The 19,442-nt window shown below is 74.0% G+C and carries 22 protein-coding genes; 8 read left to right on the forward strand and 14 right to left on the reverse strand.

Annotated features, from left to right (window positions below; genetic code table 11):
• Window positions 1-22: 22 nt before the first annotated feature.
• A complete protein-coding gene (locus ACIRRS_RS25935; RefSeq protein WP_402975271.1) occupies window positions 23-304 on the reverse strand; it encodes a helix-turn-helix domain-containing protein in 282 nt (93 codons plus the stop codon).
• 108 nt (window positions 305-412) lie between these two features.
• Between ACIRRS_RS25935 and map the strand changes: the two genes are divergently transcribed.
• Window positions 413-1,180, forward strand: a complete 768-nt coding sequence (gene map, locus ACIRRS_RS25940) for a type I methionyl aminopeptidase (RefSeq protein ID WP_402975274.1) — start codon at window positions 413-415, stop codon at window positions 1,178-1,180.
• 15 nt (window positions 1,181-1,195) lie between these two features.
• On the opposite strand, the gene ACIRRS_RS25945 is transcribed toward map, so the two are convergent.
• The 3 genes from ACIRRS_RS25945 to ACIRRS_RS25955 all read right to left on the reverse strand — a co-directional run bounded on the left by ACIRRS_RS25945 (window position 1,196) and on the right by ACIRRS_RS25955 (window position 4,382).
• The gene (locus ACIRRS_RS25945) at window positions 1,196-1,654 is read right to left on the reverse strand and encodes a hypothetical protein (RefSeq protein ID WP_402975277.1); all 459 of its coding nucleotides are present in this window, start codon (window positions 1,652-1,654) and stop codon (window positions 1,196-1,198) included.
• Window positions 1,655-1,689: 35 nt separating this feature from the next.
• Window positions 1,690-3,792, reverse strand: coding sequence for an NACHT domain-containing protein (locus ACIRRS_RS25950; RefSeq protein ID WP_402975279.1), 2,103 nt, complete (start codon window positions 3,790-3,792; stop codon window positions 1,690-1,692).
• A 131-nt stretch (window positions 3,793-3,923) separates the two neighbouring features.
• Window positions 3,924-4,382, reverse strand: coding sequence for a hypothetical protein (locus tag ACIRRS_RS25955; RefSeq protein ID WP_402975282.1), 459 nt, complete (start codon window positions 4,380-4,382; stop codon window positions 3,924-3,926).
• Between the two features lie 165 nt (window positions 4,383-4,547).
• Between ACIRRS_RS25955 and ACIRRS_RS25960 the strand changes: the two genes are divergently transcribed.
• Both ACIRRS_RS25960 and ACIRRS_RS25965 read left to right on the forward strand, forming a co-directional pair.
• A complete protein-coding gene (locus ACIRRS_RS25960; protein ID WP_402975284.1) occupies window positions 4,548-5,186 on the forward strand; it encodes a DUF4937 domain-containing protein in 639 nt (212 codons plus the stop codon).
• A gap of 221 nt (window positions 5,187-5,407) precedes the next feature.
• Window positions 5,408-5,689, forward strand: a complete 282-nt coding sequence (locus tag ACIRRS_RS25965; protein ID WP_402975287.1) for a hypothetical protein — start codon at window positions 5,408-5,410, stop codon at window positions 5,687-5,689.
• 17 nt (window positions 5,690-5,706) lie between these two features.
• Here the strand turns inward: ACIRRS_RS25965 and ACIRRS_RS25970 are convergent, their stop codons facing one another.
• The 3 genes from ACIRRS_RS25970 to ACIRRS_RS25980 form a co-directional block, all read right to left on the reverse strand.
• Window positions 5,707-6,762, reverse strand: a complete 1,056-nt coding sequence (locus ACIRRS_RS25970; RefSeq protein ID WP_402975290.1) for a hypothetical protein — start codon at window positions 6,760-6,762, stop codon at window positions 5,707-5,709.
• Window positions 6,763-6,815: 53 nt separating this feature from the next.
• Complete coding sequence (locus ACIRRS_RS25975) at window positions 6,816-7,250, reverse strand: DUF6928 family protein (RefSeq protein WP_402975293.1); 435 nt, start codon at window positions 7,248-7,250, stop codon at window positions 6,816-6,818.
• Between the two features lie 110 nt (window positions 7,251-7,360).
• Window positions 7,361-7,963, reverse strand: a complete 603-nt coding sequence (locus tag ACIRRS_RS25980; RefSeq protein ID WP_402975296.1) for a DinB family protein — start codon at window positions 7,961-7,963, stop codon at window positions 7,361-7,363.
• An 84-nt stretch (window positions 7,964-8,047) separates the two neighbouring features.
• On the opposite strand from ACIRRS_RS25980, the gene ACIRRS_RS25985 reads away from it, so the two are divergent.
• On the forward strand, window positions 8,048-11,362 hold the full coding sequence (locus tag ACIRRS_RS25985) for a tetratricopeptide repeat protein (RefSeq protein WP_402975299.1): 3,315 nt from the start codon (window positions 8,048-8,050) through the stop codon (window positions 11,360-11,362).
• Window positions 11,363-11,402: 40 nt separating this feature from the next.
• Here ACIRRS_RS25985 and ACIRRS_RS25990 read toward each other — a convergent pair whose 3' ends face one another.
• Window positions 11,403-11,657 (reverse strand): hypothetical protein, encoded by a 255-nt coding sequence (locus tag ACIRRS_RS25990; protein WP_402975301.1) that lies wholly within the window; start codon window positions 11,655-11,657, stop codon window positions 11,403-11,405.
• A gap of 34 nt (window positions 11,658-11,691) precedes the next feature.
• The gene (locus ACIRRS_RS25995; RefSeq protein WP_402975304.1) at window positions 11,692-11,916 is read right to left on the reverse strand and encodes a DUF6368 family protein; all 225 of its coding nucleotides are present in this window, start codon (window positions 11,914-11,916) and stop codon (window positions 11,692-11,694) included.
• A gap of 58 nt (window positions 11,917-11,974) precedes the next feature.
• Here ACIRRS_RS25995 and ACIRRS_RS26000 point away from each other — a divergent pair, with 58 nt between their 5' ends.
• The 3 genes from ACIRRS_RS26000 to ACIRRS_RS26010 are packed head-to-tail and all read left to right on the forward strand — an operon-like array spanning window position 11,975 to window position 14,373.
• A complete protein-coding gene (locus tag ACIRRS_RS26000) occupies window positions 11,975-12,511 on the forward strand; it encodes a YrhB domain-containing protein (protein WP_402975307.1) in 537 nt (178 codons plus the stop codon).
• Window positions 12,512-12,564: 53 nt separating this feature from the next.
• Window positions 12,565-13,071 (forward strand): DinB family protein, encoded by a 507-nt coding sequence (locus ACIRRS_RS26005; protein ID WP_402975310.1) that lies wholly within the window; start codon window positions 12,565-12,567, stop codon window positions 13,069-13,071.
• Between the two features lie 36 nt (window positions 13,072-13,107).
• A complete protein-coding gene (locus ACIRRS_RS26010; protein ID WP_402975312.1) occupies window positions 13,108-14,373 on the forward strand; it encodes an MFS transporter in 1,266 nt (421 codons plus the stop codon).
• Here the strand turns inward: ACIRRS_RS26010 and ACIRRS_RS26015 are convergent.
• From ACIRRS_RS26015 to ACIRRS_RS26035, 5 genes are all read right to left on the reverse strand, one after another.
• Window positions 14,351-15,247: an aminoglycoside phosphotransferase family protein gene (locus tag ACIRRS_RS26015; RefSeq protein ID WP_402975541.1), complete on the reverse strand. Its 897-nt coding sequence runs from the start codon at window positions 15,245-15,247 to the stop codon at window positions 14,351-14,353. The two genes, ACIRRS_RS26010 and ACIRRS_RS26015, sit on opposite strands and share 23 nt — an antisense overlap.
• A gap of 137 nt (window positions 15,248-15,384) precedes the next feature.
• Window positions 15,385-15,879 carry a hypothetical protein gene (locus tag ACIRRS_RS26020; RefSeq protein WP_402975315.1) on the reverse strand — a complete coding sequence of 165 codons (495 nt, stop codon included), beginning with the start codon at window positions 15,877-15,879 and terminating at the stop codon, window positions 15,385-15,387.
• Window positions 15,880-16,037: 158 nt separating this feature from the next.
• On the reverse strand, window positions 16,038-16,985 hold the full coding sequence (locus tag ACIRRS_RS26025; RefSeq protein ID WP_402975317.1) for a DMT family transporter: 948 nt from the start codon (window positions 16,983-16,985) through the stop codon (window positions 16,038-16,040).
• Between the two features lie 212 nt (window positions 16,986-17,197).
• On the reverse strand, window positions 17,198-18,175 hold the full coding sequence (locus ACIRRS_RS26030) for a LysR family transcriptional regulator (RefSeq protein WP_402975320.1): 978 nt from the start codon (window positions 18,173-18,175) through the stop codon (window positions 17,198-17,200).
• 46 nt (window positions 18,176-18,221) lie between these two features.
• Window positions 18,222-18,686 (reverse strand): hypothetical protein, encoded by a 465-nt coding sequence (locus ACIRRS_RS26035; RefSeq protein WP_402975323.1) that lies wholly within the window; start codon window positions 18,684-18,686, stop codon window positions 18,222-18,224.
• 125 nt (window positions 18,687-18,811) lie between these two features.
• Between ACIRRS_RS26035 and ACIRRS_RS26040 the strand changes: the two genes are divergently transcribed.
• Window positions 18,812-19,378: a DUF3995 domain-containing protein gene (locus ACIRRS_RS26040; protein WP_402975326.1), complete on the forward strand. Its 567-nt coding sequence runs from the start codon at window positions 18,812-18,814 to the stop codon at window positions 19,376-19,378.
• Window positions 19,379-19,442 lie beyond the last annotated feature (64 nt).

Consider the following 19,442-nt stretch of genomic DNA (forward strand, 5'->3'; position numbering starts at 1 on the left):
CCCACAGCTCAGGGCCCACGGCTCAGGCCGACAGGAGCTGCTGCTCGCCCTCGCCCCCGTCGGCCTCGGCGCAGGCCGCGACGAGGTCGTCCAGCGACACCCCGAGCGCGTGCGCCAGGGCGGCCACCGTGAAGAAGGCCGGGGTCGGGGCCCGGCCCGTCTCGATCTTGCGGAGCGTCTCGGCGGACACCCCGGCGGCGGCCGCGACCTCCACCATGCTGCGGTCGCCGCGGGCCTCGCGGAGCAGCGCCCCGAAGCGCTCCCCGCGTTGCCGCTCCTCCGGACTCAACGGAACTCTCACCATACCCGTGATACTAATACCGGTATAGTTATTGGGTCACGCCGACCGCCGCACGCCGCACCGCACGCGGCATGCAGCACGCGGCACACAGATCGCAGGGAGTCACAACACATGGTGGAGATCAAGACCGACACGGCCCTGGAGGCCATGCGCGAAGCCGGACGGGTCGTGGCGAACGCCCTCGCGGCAGCCCGTGGGGCGGCCGCCGTCGGCGTCAGCCTGCGCGAGCTCGACGCCGCCGCCCACGCCGTCCTGAACGAAGCCGGCGCACGCTCGCCCTTCCTCGGCTACCGGCCCTCCTTCGCCCCCACCCCGTTCCCCGCCGTGATCTGCGCCTCGGTGAACGACGCCATCGTCCACGGCATCCCCGACGACTACCGCCTGCGCGACGGCGACCTCGTCAGCATCGACTGCGGCGCCCAACTCGACGGCTGGACGGGCGACGCCGCGATCAGCTTCACCGTCGGCACACCCCGCCCGGCGGACGTGGCGCTCATCGCCGCCACCCAGCAGGCCCTGGACGCCGGCATCGCCGCCGCCACCGTCGACCACCGCATGGGCGACATCTCCCACGCCATCAGCACCGTCGCCCGCAAGGCCAACTGCGGCATGCCCGCCGACTTCGGCGGCCACGGCATCGGCCGCCAAATGCACGAGGACCCCCACGTCCCCAACCACGGTCGCCCCGGCCGGGGTTACCCGCTGCGCCACGGCCTCACCCTCGCCATCGAGCCCATGCTGATGGCCGGCGGGCACAACTCCTACCGCACCGACCCCGACGGCTGGACCCTGCGCACCACGGACGGCAGCCGGGCCGCCCACATCGAGCACACCGTCGCGATCACCGAGGACGGACCCCGCATCCTGACCTTGCCCTGAACCCGGACGGGTCGATCACGGGCCCGTCTCCCACTCACCCACGTTCCACGGGATCTCCCGCAGAACGTCCACCGGGGTCGGCACCGCATCCGGGAAGCACCGGCGGATCTCCTCGACCACCGAGGCGTCGACGGCGCCGACGTCCCAGCCCGTACTGTCGAACTCCCTCAGCACGAGCCTCAGTTCGCCGCCCTCGTACCCCGCGAACTCCGCGTCGATGAACTGCTCGCCCGGCGCGAGCAGCGCCAGCAGCTCCCGGGTGCCGATGCCCTCCCCGGAGGCGGCCTCCTCCAGCGCCGCGTACGGCTCCACCTGCCGGGCGCCGTCGATCCACACCTTCCACCGCAGCCCGGTCCCACGGCTCGCGAGACGCCCGAGGAGCTCCGCAGCCGTCACGTAGTGCCGGCCGCCGGCGGGATCGTCACGCCAGGCGGCGAACGTGACCGACCGGAACTCGTCCGGGGACCGTCCCATCGAGGTGTTCTCCGTCCTTTTCCCCACGGATCGGTTCAGTACGACAGTTTGTCCTGCAGCAACGCATGACGGAACTGATATCTCGGCCCCTCCGCCCGCAGCACCTGCCGGTGGTACGCGTCCTCCAGGAAGTTCATCCCCCGGGCGGGGAACTCCCCCTGGATGTGCAGCTGGAGGAACAGCAGCGTGCTGCGCCCGGCCTCCGAGCTGGCGCTCATCACGCAGATCGCGCACGGCACGGCGATGCCGATCGTCTGGACGATCCCGGCGACGACGTCCTTCTCCCACATCAGGCTCTCCCGCAGCCCGAACCCGAGGCCGACGCAGAGCCCGAAGAGCGTCCCGAAGACGACGTCCCAGCGCAGCTCCTGCTTCCAGATGGCGTACGGGTCGCTGTGGATGCCCGCCTGGGAGGGCAGGCGGGCGGCGCCGATGATGAGGGAGACCATGAGCATGCCCCACAGCCCGTTCAGCGGCCCGCCGAGCGGGTGCGCGTCCTGGGCGACGCCGTGCGGGAACAGGTACCGGAACCCCACCGGCAGGCCCCCGGCGGCCGCGCCGGGCAGCAGCGGGAGCCGCGAGTAGACGGCTCTCCACGTCAGCCGCCCGGCCCGTACGGGTGCGGGGTGGACGCGCATCGCCGAGACCCCGGCGATCGCCCCGGCCCCGGTGCCGACGCCGAGGAGGACGGCGAGCGAGGCCGCCGCCTGGTGGGTGACGTTGAGGACGTAGTCGGCGGACACGATGCCGATGACCAGCCCGACGATCAGCGCCACCCCGGGGTTGAAGCCCAGGCGCCGCCGCCGTCGGCTGCGCGGGAACCGCCAGCCGAGCCCCTCCGGGCGGAAGGCGCGCAGCTCCGAGGCCGTCCCGGCGGCGAGGCCGAGGACCAGGCCCGTCGCTGCCCCGACGAGGCTGCCCGCGCCCGCGCCCCGGATCTGGTGCGTGTTGAAGCCGCCCCAGCCGTAGACCAGCGCGCCGCCGAAGGCCGCCGTGACGGTGCACACGGCGCCCAGCATGCCGATCCTCGGGAACGCCCGTTCCCAGCGCGGGAGTTGGCGCCAGTCGAGGCTGTAGGTGTCGTGCTCGCGCATCTTGCCCGCGAGGTAGCTCAGCCACCGCCGGGCCTGCGCCGCGTCGTAGGCGACCGGGCCGGAGGGCTGGCGCGGCTGGTACGCGATGCTGATGAACCGGTCGAGCAGGTAGGTCATGACGTCGTCGGGGGTCGCGAAGCGGTCCTCGTCCAACAGGTCGTCCAGGGCCTCGGGTTCGGGGAACGCGTCGCGCACGAGGGTCAGGCCGAGCGGGACGTCGAGGGCGCGGGAGACGACGCTGTCGGGCCGGCGCTCCAGGTGGTCCATCAGCCGCTGCCAGGGTTCGGGCGCCGGCTCCACCTGGTAGTGCCGCAGGTACCGGGCGGCCACGGCGCCGGGGATCGGCGCCAGCTCCAGCACCGTCGCGCCGGGGAGGTGGCCGGCGCGGATCGTCTCGGCGAACTCCTCCGTGCGCGCGAACACCACGACCCGGGACACCGCGTGCTGGCCGATCTCCCTCAACGCGGCCTGGCGCAGGGCCGGTTCGAGCTCGTCGAACCCGTCGAGGAACAGGGCGACCCGGCCGCCGTACACCAGCTTCTCCGCCGCCCGGCGCCCGTACTGGCGCTGCTGGCGCAGGGTGCGGTGGTCCTCGGCGATGCGGGCGGCCGCCCAGTCGGCCAGCTCGTCCCGGCTCGCGTCCCATCCGGTGACGCTCAGCAGGACGGGCACGGGCACGGCGGCGCGCTCGGCCGGGTTCCGGATGCCGCGGCGGTGCCTGAGCGCCTCCACCAGGGTCAGCAGCGCCGTCTCGGACTTCCCGCTGCCCGGGCGGCCGAGCAGCGCGATCCGGCCCGAGGGCAGGCCGCCGTAGAGCCGGAACAGGTCCTTGATGCCGCCGCCGGCCGTGAGCGTACGGGCGTCGGCCGGGGGGACGCCGGGCAGCGGCGGGAAGGGCGCCGGGCTCTCCGCGTCCCCGAGGGCCGCCGCCATCGGGCTGGCGACGCCCCGGCGGGACCACTGCCAGCGCACCGGGATGGGCCAGGGGGCGCGCAGCTTACGGTCGTACGAGGCCTTGTTCCACTGCTGGAACACCTCCTCCATCAGCGCGTCGGCCGCGTCGTCGAGCCGCGTGCCCGCCCTGCCGTCCGGCGACGCGTGGTGGTGGACGTGCGCCGCGTGGCCGACGGCGAGGCCGCCGTGGTCGGCCGAGACGGCGGTGTGCCCGGGGCCGCTCAGGCCTGGTGCGGACCCGGGTGGGGAGGGTTTCCGAGGTTCACGTCCCCCATCTGCCAGGCGGCCGCGGACCCGTGGTCGGCGCGGATCTCCACGTTCCCGCCGACGGCCACGCCGCCACCAGCGCCGCCGGTCGCCCGGGAGGCGGCCTGCAGTTCCTTCACGGCGCGGTCCAGGGCCTCGGCGAAGCCGGCGTCCTGCTCGACGGCCTCCTCCAGCGCGTCCTGCACCCGCCGCCTGGTCCGCTCGCTCGGCTGCTCCTGCCCGGCCGCGGCCTCCTCGTCCAGCCTCCGCAGCGCCGGGTCCTCCCCGAGCTTGCGACCGACCAGCTCGTGCAACCGGTCCATCCCCGCGTCCAGCGCCCGGTCGACCTCCCCGTCAGCCCGGCCGGCCACCCGCTTCGCCTTGCGAACGGCCCACGCGAACACGTACCCGACCGCGATCTCGATCCCGACCACTGATCCCCCAGGACAGTATTGGCTCCCCATCAGACCGTACCCTGCCGCACGGCTCCGACAGAAGGCGACGCGGTCCTACGTCCCTCGTCCCAACGAGCTGCGTCCACAGGCCGATTGACGGCGGCCGGGGCCCGCGGACGATCATGGCCGGAGGAGGTGGTGCCCATGTGGGGCAAGTGGATCGGCTGCACGGTGCCGGAGGCGGCACGGGGGCGGTTCGCCGAGGCCCAGCGCGGCTGGTCGGCGATCGGCGGCCGGCCCGGCCTGGTCGGGCAGGTCGGCGGCTGGGACGGGGCCACCGGCCGGGCGCACGTCCTGGCGCTGTGGGCGGACGAGGAGGCGTACGGGCGCTTCATGCGCGAACAGCACGACGCCGTCTTCGCGGCCACCGGGCAGGGCGGCAGCTACACCGCCATCGAGGTCGCCACCGGCCCGACCGTCCTCACCATGGCGGGCGACGCGGGCGACAACCTGCCCCTCGCCCTCCGCCGCGCCACCCTCCTCCGCGTCGCCGACTGCCACCTGCTGCCCGGCCGCGACGACCACTTCCTCCAGGTCCAACGCGACCGGTGGGCCCCGGGCATGGCGGCGGCCGGCGGCATGCTGGCCGGCGCCGTCACCCGCCTCGCCCCGCACCGGCACCTCGTCACCACCCTCTGGACCAGCCCCACAGCCCACGCCCGCTACGCCGCCGACCACCTGCCCGGTCTGCTCGCGCGCGCCGAACTCGACGCCGACCTCCACGGGATCACCGGGCACGTCCTTCCCCTGGAACCGACCTGGCGCGTCTCCGCCGACACCTGAGCCGCGCAGTGAGCACTGCGAGCGGTCTCACATTGAACACGTTCAGTTTTCCTGCGACGATATCGCCCGTGAAAGGAAGCACGGGGAAGCGGGTACCGACGAGGCCGGTGCTGAGGGCCGAGGGCGCCCTGGCGTGGTTCCTCCGCGCGGCAGCCCGATACCTGGTCGCCCTCGCGTGCGGATGGGGAGCGGCGGTCGACGGGCTCGCCCTCTTCCTACGGATGGACAGAGAGCTCATCGCTGCTCTGGGAATGGGTCTGCTGTTCTACCTCGGCATCCCGTCCCTGGTCCTTCTCCTGCTGACCGCCCCGATGCGGGAGGGCGAGTACCACAGGCTCGTACTCACCTTCGTGCTGTGCGGACCGGCGATGTTCATCGGACTGTTCCTCGGCGGATGGTGGCTGATCGGCCTGATCCTGTTCCAGATCGGCTACGTCTCCTTCCTCCTGCCGTCCCCACGCCTGCGGCTCGTCGGCCGACGTGATCGCCTCCGCTCCCCGTAGCGACATCAGGCCGGCACCTACGCGGCGGCCGCGCCCCGCGAAGGCGCGCCTCCCCCGACCCCGTGCTCCCGGTTGTCGGTCGCCAGGACGTCGCCCGGGACGGTCGAGCCCGCCAGGCGGCGCTGGGCGCCGATCGCGGGGTCGGAGATCGAGGCCGTGAGGCGGTAGGGCGGGTCGCCGATGACGGTGCTGTGCGCGTCGGTCGGAGCCGACAGGCGCTGCTGGACGGCGAAGCCGTCGAAGCCCGGACAGAGGGCCCCGGCCGGGAGGGTCACCTCCACGGAGGCGCCGCCGTCCGGGCCCACGTGGACGGTGCCGCTCCCACCGGGCGGAGCCTCCTCGTCGGAGACGACCGGGAGGCCGTGGGCGCCCGCGACCAGGCCGTCCGGGCCCTCGATCTCCACCGCCACGCCCTGCGGCCCGAGCGGCGCGGACAGGTCCATCGCCCGGCCGCCGGGGCCCGGGGCGAGCCCCAGGACGATGGTGAAGTGGCCGGGGTCCGACGCCCCGGAGCGTGAGAACCCGTAGGAGCTGAGCACGAGTTGGGGCCCCGGCAGAAGCGCGTCCCCCATCGCTCCGGCGAAGGTGAAGGAGCCGGGATTCGGCGCGAAGTGGTGGAACCCCTTCGCGCCGCACCTGCTGCCGTCGGAGACCCCGCCACCCGGCAGCGCGACGTCCGCCGTCGGCCGGGGCGACGCGGGCACGGCCCTCGGGCTGAACGGCGCCGGACCGGCCGTGTTCAGCAGCCCGTCCGGGTCCGCCGCCACCAGGACGGCCAGCACCGCCGCGAAGGCCGACAGGACCACCACCGTCCGCCGCTCAAGCCGGAACCGCCAGGCCCGCCGAACCCTGCGCGCCCGGGGCGGCGCCTCGGGCGCCCACCGCCGCCCGCCCGGATCCACCGGCGGCTCCACCCGCCACCGGGCGGTGAGCATCCTCGTCCGGGCGGTCGGCTCCTTGACGGCGGCGCCCCTGACGAAGCGCTCGTCCAGGACGAGCCCCTCGAACGGATCGGGCGTCGACGGCTCCGGCTCGTGGGACGGATTCTCGCGGGGTTCCTCAGCGGTCGGCACCGCGCCAGTATGCACGCCCGTTCGGACACACCCGACCACCGGCCCGGCGGGCCCTACAGCGATTCCCGCTCCGCCAACACCCCGTCAGGCCCCAGCCGGTAGATACGCGGCGGCCCCATCGCCGCCACGGCCGCCTTGAGCGCGGCCTCCTGCCGCGCCAGGTCCGGAGCGTTCGGGTCCCGCACGAGGAAGCCGTGCAGGCCGACGGCCTCCGCGACCAGCTCGCCCGGGAGCCGGGACGGGAAGTCGATCATGAACTGCTGATCGCAGACCAACTCCACCCCGGGCCAACTCCCGGCGTAGGCCCGGCCTTTCGGAGGGTAGACCCCGTGCCGCAGGTTCGAGCCGGAAGCCTGGTCGATCGCCCCACCCGGGTACAGGCGCCGCATCAGTTCAGCCGTCCGCCGCTGGTCCGGTGCACCGACCTGCCTCAGCAGGCCCGGCACCGCCCCGTCCGCGTACACGAGCAGACCGGTCTTGGCCCCCACGATTCCTCCCTCTCCACGAACGTCCGTCACGCGGTCGCAAGGTACTCGCCGGCACCGACAGAGGCCCGTGGCCCACAGGGACGGGCCCGGAACTGCGCAGCCGCCCTCCATCAACTCCCCTGCGACTGCGCCTCCTTGGCGGAGGCCTCCAGGCGGTGCCAGTACTCCCGGTACCAGGCCTCGTCGCCGCCGTCCATGTTGCTGTTGCTCTCCCGCAGGCCGGCCGCGCCGTCGATCAGCTCGCGGACGATGTCGGCGTGGCCCGCGTGGCGGTTGGTCTCGGCGGTCATGTGGAGGATGACGAGCTGGAGCGTCACGTCCCCGTCCTCGCCCCACCACGGGACGCGGCCCATCGCCTCGAGGGGCAGCTCCTCGATCGTCGCGTCCGCGTGCGCCCAGGCACGGCGGTAGAGGCCGAGGACGGACTCGCGCGACTCGTCGGCGGGGGCCCACATGTCCGCGTTGGGCTCGGCGCCCTCCTCGTGCCAGGGCAGGGACTCGGTGTGCGGGCGGCCGAACGTCGGCCCGAAGTAACCGAGTTCGACGCTGGCGAGGTGCTTGACGAGGCCGAGGAGGTTGGTGCCGGTGGGGGTGAGGGGGCGGCGGACGTCGTACTCGGAGAGGCCGTCCAGCTTCCAGACGACGGCCTCGCGGGCCGCCTTGAGGTAGCGGTGCAGGGAATCCTTGGGGTCGTTGCGCTTCGTGGTCTCCATGCGCCCGAGTCTCGCATCCGGCTGCGGCGGACGCCGGGCCGGTCCTACGGTGTCCGCAGCGGGCCGGAGTTGTAGGGGGCGTGGGTGGAGCGGGATCGTCTTGCCGGGGTGCACGGCCCGGGCGGGCCCGGGTCGGGGTACGCGGTCGGCGGGCGCCTGGTGCTGACGTCGGCGCACGTCACCGGCGCGGCCGGCGGCAGGGTGACGGTCTTCCACCCGGGCGGCTCCGGCAGCGCGGAGGGGTCCGTGGTGTGGGCCGGCACGCCGGGCGGGCGGGACGACGCGGCGCTCGTGCTCGTCGGGGAGTCCCCGCACTGGCGGCCGCTGGCCGACCCGGTGCGTTGGGGACGGCCAGACACCACCCGCCCCGGCGCCGCCTGCGAGACCTGGGGCCTGCCCGAGGAGGCGCAGCGCCCGGGCTGCGCGGCGGAGGCCTCGCACCTGCGCGGAGAGCTGAACCCGGGCAGCGGGTTCGTCGGCAACCAGTACGTCGTGGACCTGCGCACGCCCGCCGACGGGTGGCCGGAAGGCGGCGCCTCGCCGTGGGGCGGCCTGTCGGGGGCGGCGGTGTTCTGCGACCGCTACCTGACCGGCGTCGTCGCCGCCGACCGCGCTCGGTCCGGCCACGGGCGGCTCAATGCCGTACCGGTGTACGTGCTGCTCCACGACCTGACCTTCCGTGCCAACCTCGCTGCGTACGGCGGCAGTTCGGGCGACGGGCCGGCGGCGGTCGAGTTCCAGGACCTCGCCGACCCCGCCGCCCACGGCCGACGCCTGCGGCCCCGTACCCCGGCGGCACTGCTGGAGGCCGGGCGCCAGACCGTCCCCTTCCACGGGCGGGAGCAGCTGCTCGCCGACCTGACCGCGTGGTGCCGGCGGGACGGCTTCGGGGCCTGGCTGCTGCACGGCCCGGGCGGCCAGGGCAAGACCCGGCTCGCGCACCACCTGGGGCGCGGGCTCACCGCCGACGGGTGGACGGTGCTGTGGCCGCGCTCCGGGGCGCAGCGAGGGCAGTTGCTGGAGCTGCGGCGCGCGGCGAGGCCGCTGATGGTCGTGCTCGACTACGCCGAGACACGGCCCGAACAGCTCACCGCGCTGGTCGAAGCCGCCGCCGAGCATCCGGGGCCGAGCCCGTTCAAGCTGCTGCTGCTCGCCCGTACCGCGGGCGACTGGTGGCAGCAGGCGCGCACGGCGACGCGGCAGGCCGAGGATCACCTCGGCACCGCCCGTACGCACCGCCTCACGCCGTTGGAGGACGACCCCGCGGCGCGGGCGGGGCACTACCGGGACGCCGCGACGGCGCTCGCGGGCGCGCTGCCGTCGGTGGACGGGCTGGACGGGCTGGACGGGCTGGACGGGCACGACTGGGTGAGGGCGGCGGCTGCGCTGCCGTTGCCCGCCGACCTGCACCGGGAGGAGTACGGGAACGCGCTCACCCTGCACATGACGGCGCTGGCCGACCTCCTCGACTCCGCCTCCGCCTCCGACTCCGACTCCGCCGAGGCCGCGCCCAGTGACCACGACAGCGGCGCGCGGAACGTCGAGGACCGCCTCCTCGGGCACGAGGCCCGCTACTGGCGCGACAGCGCCGCCGCCCGAGGGCTCACCCCGGCGCTGAGCACCGACACCCTGGGGACGACGATCGCGGCGGCACACCTGGCGGGCGCGGGCGACCGCGAGCACGCCGACCGGCTGTGGCTGCGCGTACCCGCGCTCGCCGACCAGCCGCGCGACCGCCGCGACCGGGTCACGCTCTGGCTCGCCGCGCTGTACCCGACCCCGGCGGTCGGCGGGGCGCTGTGGGGGAGCCTCCAGCCCGACCGGCTCGCGGAGCGCCACGTCGGCCGAGTACTGGAGGCCGACCCGCAACTCGCGGACCACCTGCTGCGGGGGGCCGACGAGGAGCAGGCGGCGCAGCTGCTGACGGTCTACAGTCGCGCGGCGGCACACGCGGTCCTCCGGCTCGGCGACCGACTCACCGAACTGTGCGTCCGCCACCACGGGCAGCTGGCGGCGCACACCATCGCCGTCGCCACCCGGGCCGACCACCCGCAGCCGCTCATCGACGCCCTCGACGCCGTCGCGGCCGACCCCGGCACCCTGCTCGATGCCCTCACCAAGCTCTACGTGCGGCTCCCGCACCCCAGCCGCCGTCTCGCCGCCACCGCCGTCCACCTCACCCGCACCATCGCCGACCGGTACCGCGCCCTGGCCGAGGCCACTCCGGGCGCCCACCTGCCCGACCTCGCAGGCGCCCTGAACAACCTGGCCGTGGCCCTGGGCAGTCTCGGTCGACGGCAGGAAGGACTGGCCGCCATCCAGGAATCCACAGCGATCTGCCGCACCCTGGCCGACACCGACCCCGGTTCCTTTCTCCCGCACCTCGCCATGGCCCTCAACAACCTCTCGAACCGGCTGGCGGACCTCGGCCGCCGCCAGGAGGGGCTCACTCCCATCCAGGAAGCCGCCGCCCACTACCGCACCCTGGCCGAGGCCGACCCCGACGCCCACCTCCCCGACCTCGCCATGGCCCTCAACAACCTCTCCAACCGGCTCAGCGACGTCGGCCGAGGGCAGGAGGGGCTGGCCCCCATCCAGGAGGCCACGGCAATCTGCCGCACCCTGGCCGAGGCCGACCCCGGCGCCTACCTCCCCGGCCTGGCCACCTCCCTCAACAGCCTCTCCATCCGGCTGGGGGACCTCGGCCGACATGGGGAAGGGTTGGCCGCCATCCAGGAGGCCGCGACGATCCGCCGCACCCTGGCCGAGGCCAACCCCGACGCCTACCTCCCCGACCTCGCCATGACGCTCAACAACCTCTCCATCGCCCTCGGGGAACTCGGCCGACGGCAGGAGGCGCTGGCCACGGTTCAGGAGGCCATCGCGATCCGCCGCACTCAGGCCGAGGCCAACCCGGACGCCTACCTCCCCGACCTCTCCAGCACCCTCAACAACCTCTCCACCCGGCTCGGCGACGTCGGCCGACGACAGGAAGGGCTCAGCGCCGTCCAGGAGGCCACGGCAATCTGCCGCACCCTGGCCGAGGCCAACCCCGACGCCTACCTCCCCGACCTCGCCGGCGCCCTCAACAACCTCTCCGTCCGGCTGGGAGACCTCCGTCAGTACGCGGAAGGACTTGCCGCCATTCAGGAGGCCACGGCAATCTGCCGCACCCTGGCCGAAGCCAACCCCGACGCCTACCTCCCCGACCTCTCCAGCGCCCTCAACAACCTCTCCGTCCTCCTCAGCCGCCTCGGCCGCCGGGAGGAGGGGCTGACCGCCCTCCGGGAGGCCATCGTGATGCGCCGCGCCCTGACGGAGGCCAACCCCCGACTGTTCGAGCCCCTCCTCCAGCAGTCGCTGAGATTCGAGGCCCAACTCCGCGCCCCGGCACCGTAGTCGGCCCGAGCCGGAGCCCCGGGTTCGCAGGCACCGCCGGTCAGGCGTCGTAGTACTCACCGTCGTCGCCCTGGAGCCGTGCCCCCAGGATCGCCGCCACCTCGCGCATCCTCGCGATCACCGCATCGCTCGGGTTCTTGGACACGATCCGCCCGGAGTTCCACCACATCGGAGCCATCGCGAGGCCGGGCTCGGCGGCGACCAGCGCGTCCCACTCCGCCTCGGTGATGTCCCGGCCGTCCCCGTCGTCGTCCCACCAGTTCTCACGCCGGGTGATGTGCACGTCGTAGCCCATGGCCGGGCACAGTAGACCAGCCAACCGACAGGCCCTATTTGAGCAACTGGAACCCGGGTCGGCGTACCCACGCCCGGAGGAAGTCCACCGTGCCCAGGGCGACCGGCCACTCCTCCGTGACGGCCAGCACGCCCGGGAGGCCGGCGACCACCGCCTCCTGGCCGTCGAGCAGTTCGGCCTTGGCGACGCCTCCGACGACGTCCATGATCGCGGCGGTCAACAGCGCCGCCAACTCGATCACCAGCGTCGGTCCGGACATGCGGAGAGCGTAGCGGCGTGCGGGAAACCCGGTTGACCCGTGGCGAAGGATGGAAGGCGTGATCTCCCGTGAACGCGCCGTGGAACTCGTCGAATCCCTGTTGGCCGAGGAGAAGTTGAAGTGGCCGAGCCTTCAGCGCTACGAACTGGCGATCATCCACGTGTCCAAGCACGAGTTCGGCTGGATCGTCACGTGGAACACCGCGGAGTTCAAGCGCACCCGGAACGTCCGCGACGCCCTCATCGGCAGCGGCCCGTTCCTGGTGGACGGGGGGGACGGGAGCATTCACCACATCCCCACCACGACCTACATGGATGAGAGCTGGGAGCGGCTCTACCTCCACCAGATCAAGGGCATCAGGCCGCCCGACCCGCTCCTCACCGCCGTCCGCGTGCTCGTCGAGTCCGCCGGGCCCGTGGCCGCCATGCACCATCTCCGCAAGCAGGCACCGAAGTTGAGCCTCGCACAGGCGCGGGCGTACGTCGACGCGCTCCGCGACGGGGCCGTGCCGCCCGAAGACCTGCTGGATCTGACCCTGGAAGAGGAACGCTGCCCGCCTCTCCCCATCGGAACGTTGGCCGGCCCCGCAGCGTGACGCCCGGCGAAAACGGTTCGCCCGCGCCGCAGTTCGGTCGCCATGATGACCCGATGAACGATGACATCAGAACCGAGCCCCCGCACCTCGCCGGCGACCGCGCGTCGCTCGTCGCCTTCCTCGACTACCAGCGCCGGACGCTCGCCTGGAAGTGCTCGGCCCTTTCCCCGGAGCAGCTCCGGGCGCGGGCCGTGCCGCCCTCGGGGCTGTCGCTTCTGGGGCTGGTCCGGCACGCGGCGGAGGTGGAGCGGAGCTGGTTCCGGAACGTGGTGAACGGGGAGGACGTTCCGGCGTTCTGGCCGCGGCGGGCGGACGGGGAGTTCGCCGAGTTCGACGTCGAAGGGGCCGACGTCGACGAGGCGTTCAGGATCTGGGAGGCGGCCTGCGCGCGGTCGCGCGAGATCGTCGACGGGATCGAGTCGCTGGACGCCCCGATCTCGTGGCGGGAGGAGACGTTCTCCCTGCGCTACATCCTGACGCACATGATCGAGGAGTACGCCCGCCACAACGGGCACGCGGACCTGCTCCGCGAGATCCTCGACGGGAGCACCGGCGAGTAACCGACGGATCGTAGGCGTCCTGTTAGTCTGCATGCCATGGTCAAACGGGGGGCAGGGCAGCGCAGTTCGGACAGGACGACCAGCGGCGGCGGCCAACGCGCGCTGATCGCCGCCAACTTCGTCAACCGGGTGGGCAACGGGCTCTTCAACACCGCCTCCATCCTCTACTTCACCCTTGTCGTCCACCTCCCCGCCGCCCAGGTCGGCGCCGGCCTGACGATCGCCGGCCTGTGCGGCCTGGCGGCCGGCATCCCGGCCGGGAACCTGGCCGACCGGTTCGGCGCGCGGCCGGTATGGGTGATCGGCCTCTGCCTCCAGGCCGCCACCATGTCGGCCTTCGTCCTCATCGACGACTGGCTCGCGTTCACCCTCGTCGCCACCCTGGACCGCCTCGCCGGTACGGCGGCCAACGCCGCCGGCGGGGCGCTGGTGGCCCGGGTCGCCGGGGAGCGTCCGGCGGCGTTCCGGGCGAGGCTGCGGACGTTCGGCAACCTCGGCGTGGTCGTGGGGACGCTGGGCGCGGCGGTCGCGGTGCAGGTCAACACCCGGCCCGCGTACACCGTGCTGATCCTGGCCGACGCCGCGAGCTTCGCCGTCGCCGCGCTGCTCGTGCTGCTCGCCGTCCCGAAGCACCCGCCGTTGCCGCGCCCCGAGGGGCACCGGCAGTGGACGGTGCTGGCCGACCGGCCGTACGTGTCGTTCGTGGCGCTCTACAGCGCGATGGGGTTGCAGTACCAGACCGTCTCGCTCCTCCTGCCGTTCTGGCTCACCGCCCACACCGACGCGCCGCGCTGGACGGTGTCGGCGGTGTACGCGGTGAACAGCGGCGTCTGCGTGCTGCTCCAGAGCAGGATCGGCTCGACGGTGGAGTCGACGCGGCAGGGCGGGCGCGCGATCCGGATCGCCGGGCTGCTGTTCATGGTCAGCTGCCCGCTGATGGCGCTGACGGCGGACGTTCCCATGTGGGTGGCGCCGGTGCTCGCCGTCCTCGCGGTGTGCGTGCACAGCGTCGGGGAGGTGTGGGAGTCCTCCGGCGGGTACGCCCTCGGGTTCGGGCTGGCGCCCGCCCACGCGCAGGGGCAGTACCAGGGCTTCCTCGGGATCGGCTTCGAGGCGGGCCAGGCACTCGCCCCCCTCGTCCTCACCGGGGCGGTCCTGGCACTGGGGCAGCCGGGCTGGCTGCTGCTCGGGCTGTTCTTCGCGGGCCTGGGCGTCGCCGGCCCCCCGATCGCCGCCTGGGCCGAACGGACCCGCCTCACCGAAGCGCTCACCGAGCCCGTCAGCCGGCCAGCGCCTCGGTGATCTGCCGGGTGGTCTGCGCCGCGACCCGGGGGTTCACGGCGGCGTAGTGGGTGTGGGCGTTCAGCCCGGTGGCCAGCGCCCAGCCGCGCCCGCGCGCCCAGGTGGCGTCGTCGACGCCCAGGGCCGTACGGAAGACCTCCCGGCTGCGCGCGGACATCAGGGTGAAGGCGATGGTGAGGTCGCGGGCCGGGTCCCCGACGCCGAGGTCGCCGAAGTCGATGACGGCGGCGAGGCGCCCGTCGACGGTCAGCAGGTTGCCGGTGTGGAGGTCGCCGTGGAACCAGACCGGCGGGCGCCCCCACTCGGGGGCGTTGAGCGCCGCTTCCCAGACCTCGGTCGCCGCGGCGGCGTCGAAGACCCCTTCCAGCGCGGCGATGGCGGCCCGGGTGTCGGCGTCCCGCTCCGCCAGCGGTGATCCGGCGAGGTCTCCGAGCTCTCCCCCGGCGTCCTCGACCGCGATCCCCTGCAACGCGGCCAGGAACCCGGCCATCGGGAGGGCCGACGACGAATCCGCCGGCCCCTCCACCGTCGCCGTCTCCCCGTCCAGCCACCGCGACACCGCCCACGACCACGGGTACCCGAGGCCGGGCCGGCCCACCTCCACCGGAACGGGCACGGCCAACGGCAGGTGCGGCGCGAGCCGGGGCAGCCATGCGGACTCCTTCCGCGCCTGCCCGATCGCCCCCGCGTGGCGGGGCATCCGGACGGACAGGTCCTCGCCCAGCCGGAAGATCACGTGGTCCGATCCCGCCTCGTCGACCGGTTCCATCGGGAGCCCGGCCCACTGCGGGAACTGCGCGTCGACCAGGCCCCGGGCGAGGCCGGCGTCGATCGCGGGGCGGACGTCCTCGACGTCATCCGCTGCTGCCACGATCCACCTCCCGATCCCCGTCCCATCGGCTCGCGGCCCCGCCGTCCAGCGGGTTTCCGGGGGATCGGCCGTTCCAGACGTTCTGTCATGTTCCCATGACCTCAGTGAAGTTCGGAAAGATGCCAACGCCACGGCCCACCTCAGGGCACCTCCGTCACGATCCAGTCCGCCGATGTGCCGTCCCCGCCCGGGCGGGCGGCGACGTGGCCGGGTTGGGCCTCGGTCAGGTAGAGGTCGTTGCTGTTGAGGCCGGACTGGGACTTGAGGCGGGTGTGGCCGCCGGGGGCGGGGGCGATGGTCCAGGCGGCCTCGCTGGTGCGGCACTGGCTGAAGCGGGCGTTCCAGAAGTCGCCGACGGTGACGCAGCCCCGGAAGGCCTCGTCCGGGTCGTACGCGGAGACGTTGGTGGCCGTGCCCTCCGGCCAGAGTTCCCAGCGCTGTCCGGCGCCGGGCACGCAGGCTTCCAGGCTGACCTGGCTGGTGCCGGCCGTGTGGTTCAGGCACGTCCCGGAGTGGACGTTGCGCAGGGTGTACGCCGATGCCGCCGCCCGGGCGGTGGCCGGGGCGGCGAGCGGCAGGAGGAGGGCGGCGACGGCGGCTGCGGTCGCCGCCCCGCCGTGAGGATGAACCGGCATGCAGCGGCTTCCAGTTGCGTGCGGAAGGGGAGGGAGGGGAGGAGAGTCGAGGAGCGGAGAGGTGCTCGTGCCTGGAGAACGCGGAACCGCCCCGATGATGGACGGTCCGCGCGAGAGTTCCCCCGAAAGAGTTCGTGCGCGATTTGCAGCGGCGCTCCCTACCGCGCGCCCACCGGCTCCGACAGGGGCGCGGCGGCGGCCGGCTCCGACAGGGGCGCGGCCGCGGCCGGAACCGGAGCCGGCCTGCGGCGCAGCAGCACCGTCGCGCCCAGCACCGCCGCCGTCCCCGCGATGACCGTCCACCCCAGCGGCTCGTCGAGCACGACCCCGCCGAGGACCACGGAGACGACGGTCATCAGGTAGACGACGGTGGCCGAGGCGGCCGGCCCGTCCTTGGTGATGATGACGGTGTTGAGCAGCACGGCGAACCCGGTGCACACCACGCCCAGGACGATCAGCGCGACCGTCGCCTTCGCGGAGGCGTGCACGGCGGGCAGGCCGAGGAACGGCGCGGCGAGCGCGCTCAGCACGGCGGCGGTGCCCAACTGCCCGCCCGCGAGCATGAACACCGGGATCCCGCGCGGCGCCAGGAACCGGCCCACGTAGGCGAAGCTGGAGCCGAAGCTGACGGCGCCGAGGACGCAGCTGACCAGGCTGGAGGCGGTGACGTGGGCGTCGTGGCTCCAGGGGGCGGAGACCAGGACGACGCCGAGCACCCCGAGGGCGATGCCGCCGAGCCGGCCGAGGCCGAGGCGCTTCTCGGAGCCGAGGAGGACGGCGGCGGTCATCGTCCACACCGGCGCGGTGCCGCTGAGGATGCCGGCGATGCTGCTGGAGCCGTCGCGCTCCCCGTAGGCGAAGAGCAGCCAGGGCAGGGTGTTGCCGAGCAGGGCGGCCACACCGAGGTGGCCCCAGGTGGCGAGGCCCTTCGGCAGCCGCTGGCGCTTGGCGAAGCCGATGGCGAGGACGACGGCGGCGCCGAGGACGAGGCGGGCGAGGACCATCTCGATCGGTGAGAAGCCGTCACCGGCGAGCTTGATCCAGAGGAAGACCGAGCCCCAGACGAGGCTGAGGACGCTGAGGCGGAGCAGAGCGGACGTGGACACGGCGGTGACGATCCTTCACGGTGAGGCGCACGCCCCGGGTACGCGGGTACGGAGGCACGGCGGATCGCGGGGCGGCAGCCGTCGGCTGCTCCCGGTGTCGTCCGTACGGGAGGGCTCCGCGGGGGCGTGGTCGCGGGCTCTGCTCACAGCCTCGCCCGCACGCCCCCGGCGCGTCCATCGCGCCCTGCTACCGATGACCTTGTAGTCGGCGCTTACGAATGAGCGGCCACCGACTGCGCCGCCCGTGCCGTCCGCGCCTCCTCCCCCACGGCGGTCTCGCGCAGCGCGTCGAGCACGGCGGCGATCTGCGGCACGCCCCGCTCCCCGGGCCGTACGGCCGCGAAGACGCGCCGGCTGGGCGCCTCGGCGGCGAACGGGCGCACCACCACGCCGTCCCTGCCCACCGGGCGGGCCAGGCGCGGCACCAGGCTGATGCCCAGGCCCGCGCGGACGGCGGCGAAGGTCGCCTCCCAGTCCCCGATGGTGTGGGTGGCCTGCGGGGTGAACCCGGCGGCGGCGCAGGCGGCGAGGGGGATCTCCCGGCACATGCCGACGGTGGCGAAGATCCAGGCCTCCTCGGCCAGGTCGGGCAGGCCGAGCGCCGGCTCGTCGACGAGGCGGTGCCCGGTGGGGAGGGCGACGTCGAAGACCTCCCGCATCAGCGGCACCTTGTCGAAGCGCGGGTCGTGCTCGGGGGCGTCGGGGGCCTCGACGGCGATGGCGACGTCCGCCTCGCCGCGCGAGAGCCGCTCGAAGCTGTCGGGCGGGTCGACCTCGGCGAGTGCGGTGCGCAGCCGGGGGTGGCTGTGCTTGAGCAGGCCGGCGGCGGGCAGGACGAGCGGCGCCAGGGTGGTGGCGAACCCGGCGACCGAGACCTGTCCGGCCTCGCCGTCGCGCTGCGCGGCGAGGTCCTCGTACAGGGCGTCGATCGCGCCGAAGACCCGCGCGGTGTGCCGCAGGACGAGCCGGGCCTCGGGGGTGAGGCGCAGCCGCCGCCCGGCCGGTTCGGTGAGCCGGACGCCCAGGTCCTTGGCGAGGGCGGCGAGTTGCTGCGAGACGGCGGACGGGGTGAGGTGCAGGGCGGCGGCGACGGCGCTGACGGTGCCGTGCCGCTCCAGCTCGGTGAGGAGCCGGAGGCGGCGGAGGTCCAGGTCGGCGGGGTGGCGTAGGCGTCCGGTGGCTGATTCCATGTCTACGCCAACCGTCCCGGGCGGGGCGGGTGTTCCGCCGGAGGCGTCACCGTCCGAGCTGGTCGGCGAGGGCCTCGACGGTGCGTCGGCGCATGGTCATCAGGGCGACGGCCGAACCGTCGGCGAAGTGGAGCCGGAAGCGCGCCATCATCTGGGTCCGGGGGCGGCGCTCCACCCGTTGGACGGCGTCGCGGGAGGCCTGCCAGACGAGTCGGCCGGGGTTGCGGATGTCGACCGGGACGACCACGACGGCCGTGCGCCGGTCGGTGACCACCAGGAGCCTGCGCGTGGGCAGGCCGTCCGAGCCGGGGAAGCCGCTCGCGATGCTGCCCTGGCCTCCCGAGACCGCCCCGATCCGCGCCAGCCGGTTGCCGATGCCCGCTCCGGCGCCGTGCCCGACGCCGCTCGATCCGGCGACCGGGGTCACCGTCGCGATGTCCAGCAGGCGCTCCCCGGGCTCCAACAGCGGCTGTACGGCCTGGTGGTAGCGGTTGATCAGGATCTCGGTCATGCGGGCCAGGGTAGCGGTCATCCGGTCGTCCGTTCGAGCGGCGGCCACGCCCTCCCCCGCCCGGGGGAGCCGGTCGGCCCCCGGGAGGACGGCCGGTCGGCTCCGCCTCCCGCATGCTGGTCGGCGTGACGGCTGTACGTGGAACGAGCAGGTGGCCCGGGTGTGCGGCGGCGGCGTGGGGGGCCGTCTTCGCGGTGCCGAGCTTCTACTGGGCCCTGGGCGGCACGGGCGGCGCCTCCAGCCAGGTCGCGCCCGCGCTGGTGAAGCTGGCGGAGGACCGGGTGACGTGGTTCCTCGTGGTGCTCTGGGTGACGGGGGCGCTCAAGCTCGTGGGCACCGTGCTGGGGATCGCCCTGCTGCGCCGCCGGGGCCGGCGGACGGACCACCTGCTGCAACTCGCGGGCTGGGGTGCGGGGGTGCTGCTGGTCTGGCACGGCGCGCTGTTCGTGCTGCAGGGGCTGCTGGTGCTGGCGGGCGTGCTGCACCTGGCGCCGGAGCTGGTGCCGGTGAGCCGCTGGTACACCTTCCTGTGGGGGCCGTGGTTCGTGCTCGGCGGGGTCTGCTTCGCCCTGGCCGCGCGGCTGCACCTGCGGCTGGTGGAGCAGCGGCGCTCCTGCGCGGTCGCGGGGGCGGTCGGCGGGGGCGGGGCGCTGCTGCTGTCGGCGGCGATGCTGCTGGGCGGCATCGGCTGACAGGGAGGCCGGGGTCAGATCTAACGCATCGTCAGTCCCATTGCGTTGCACGCTTGTTGGATGG

The sequence above is a fragment of the Kitasatospora sp. NPDC101183 genome (assembly GCF_044767945.1).
Classification (GTDB): Bacteria; Actinomycetota; Actinomycetes; order Streptomycetales; family Streptomycetaceae; genus Kitasatospora.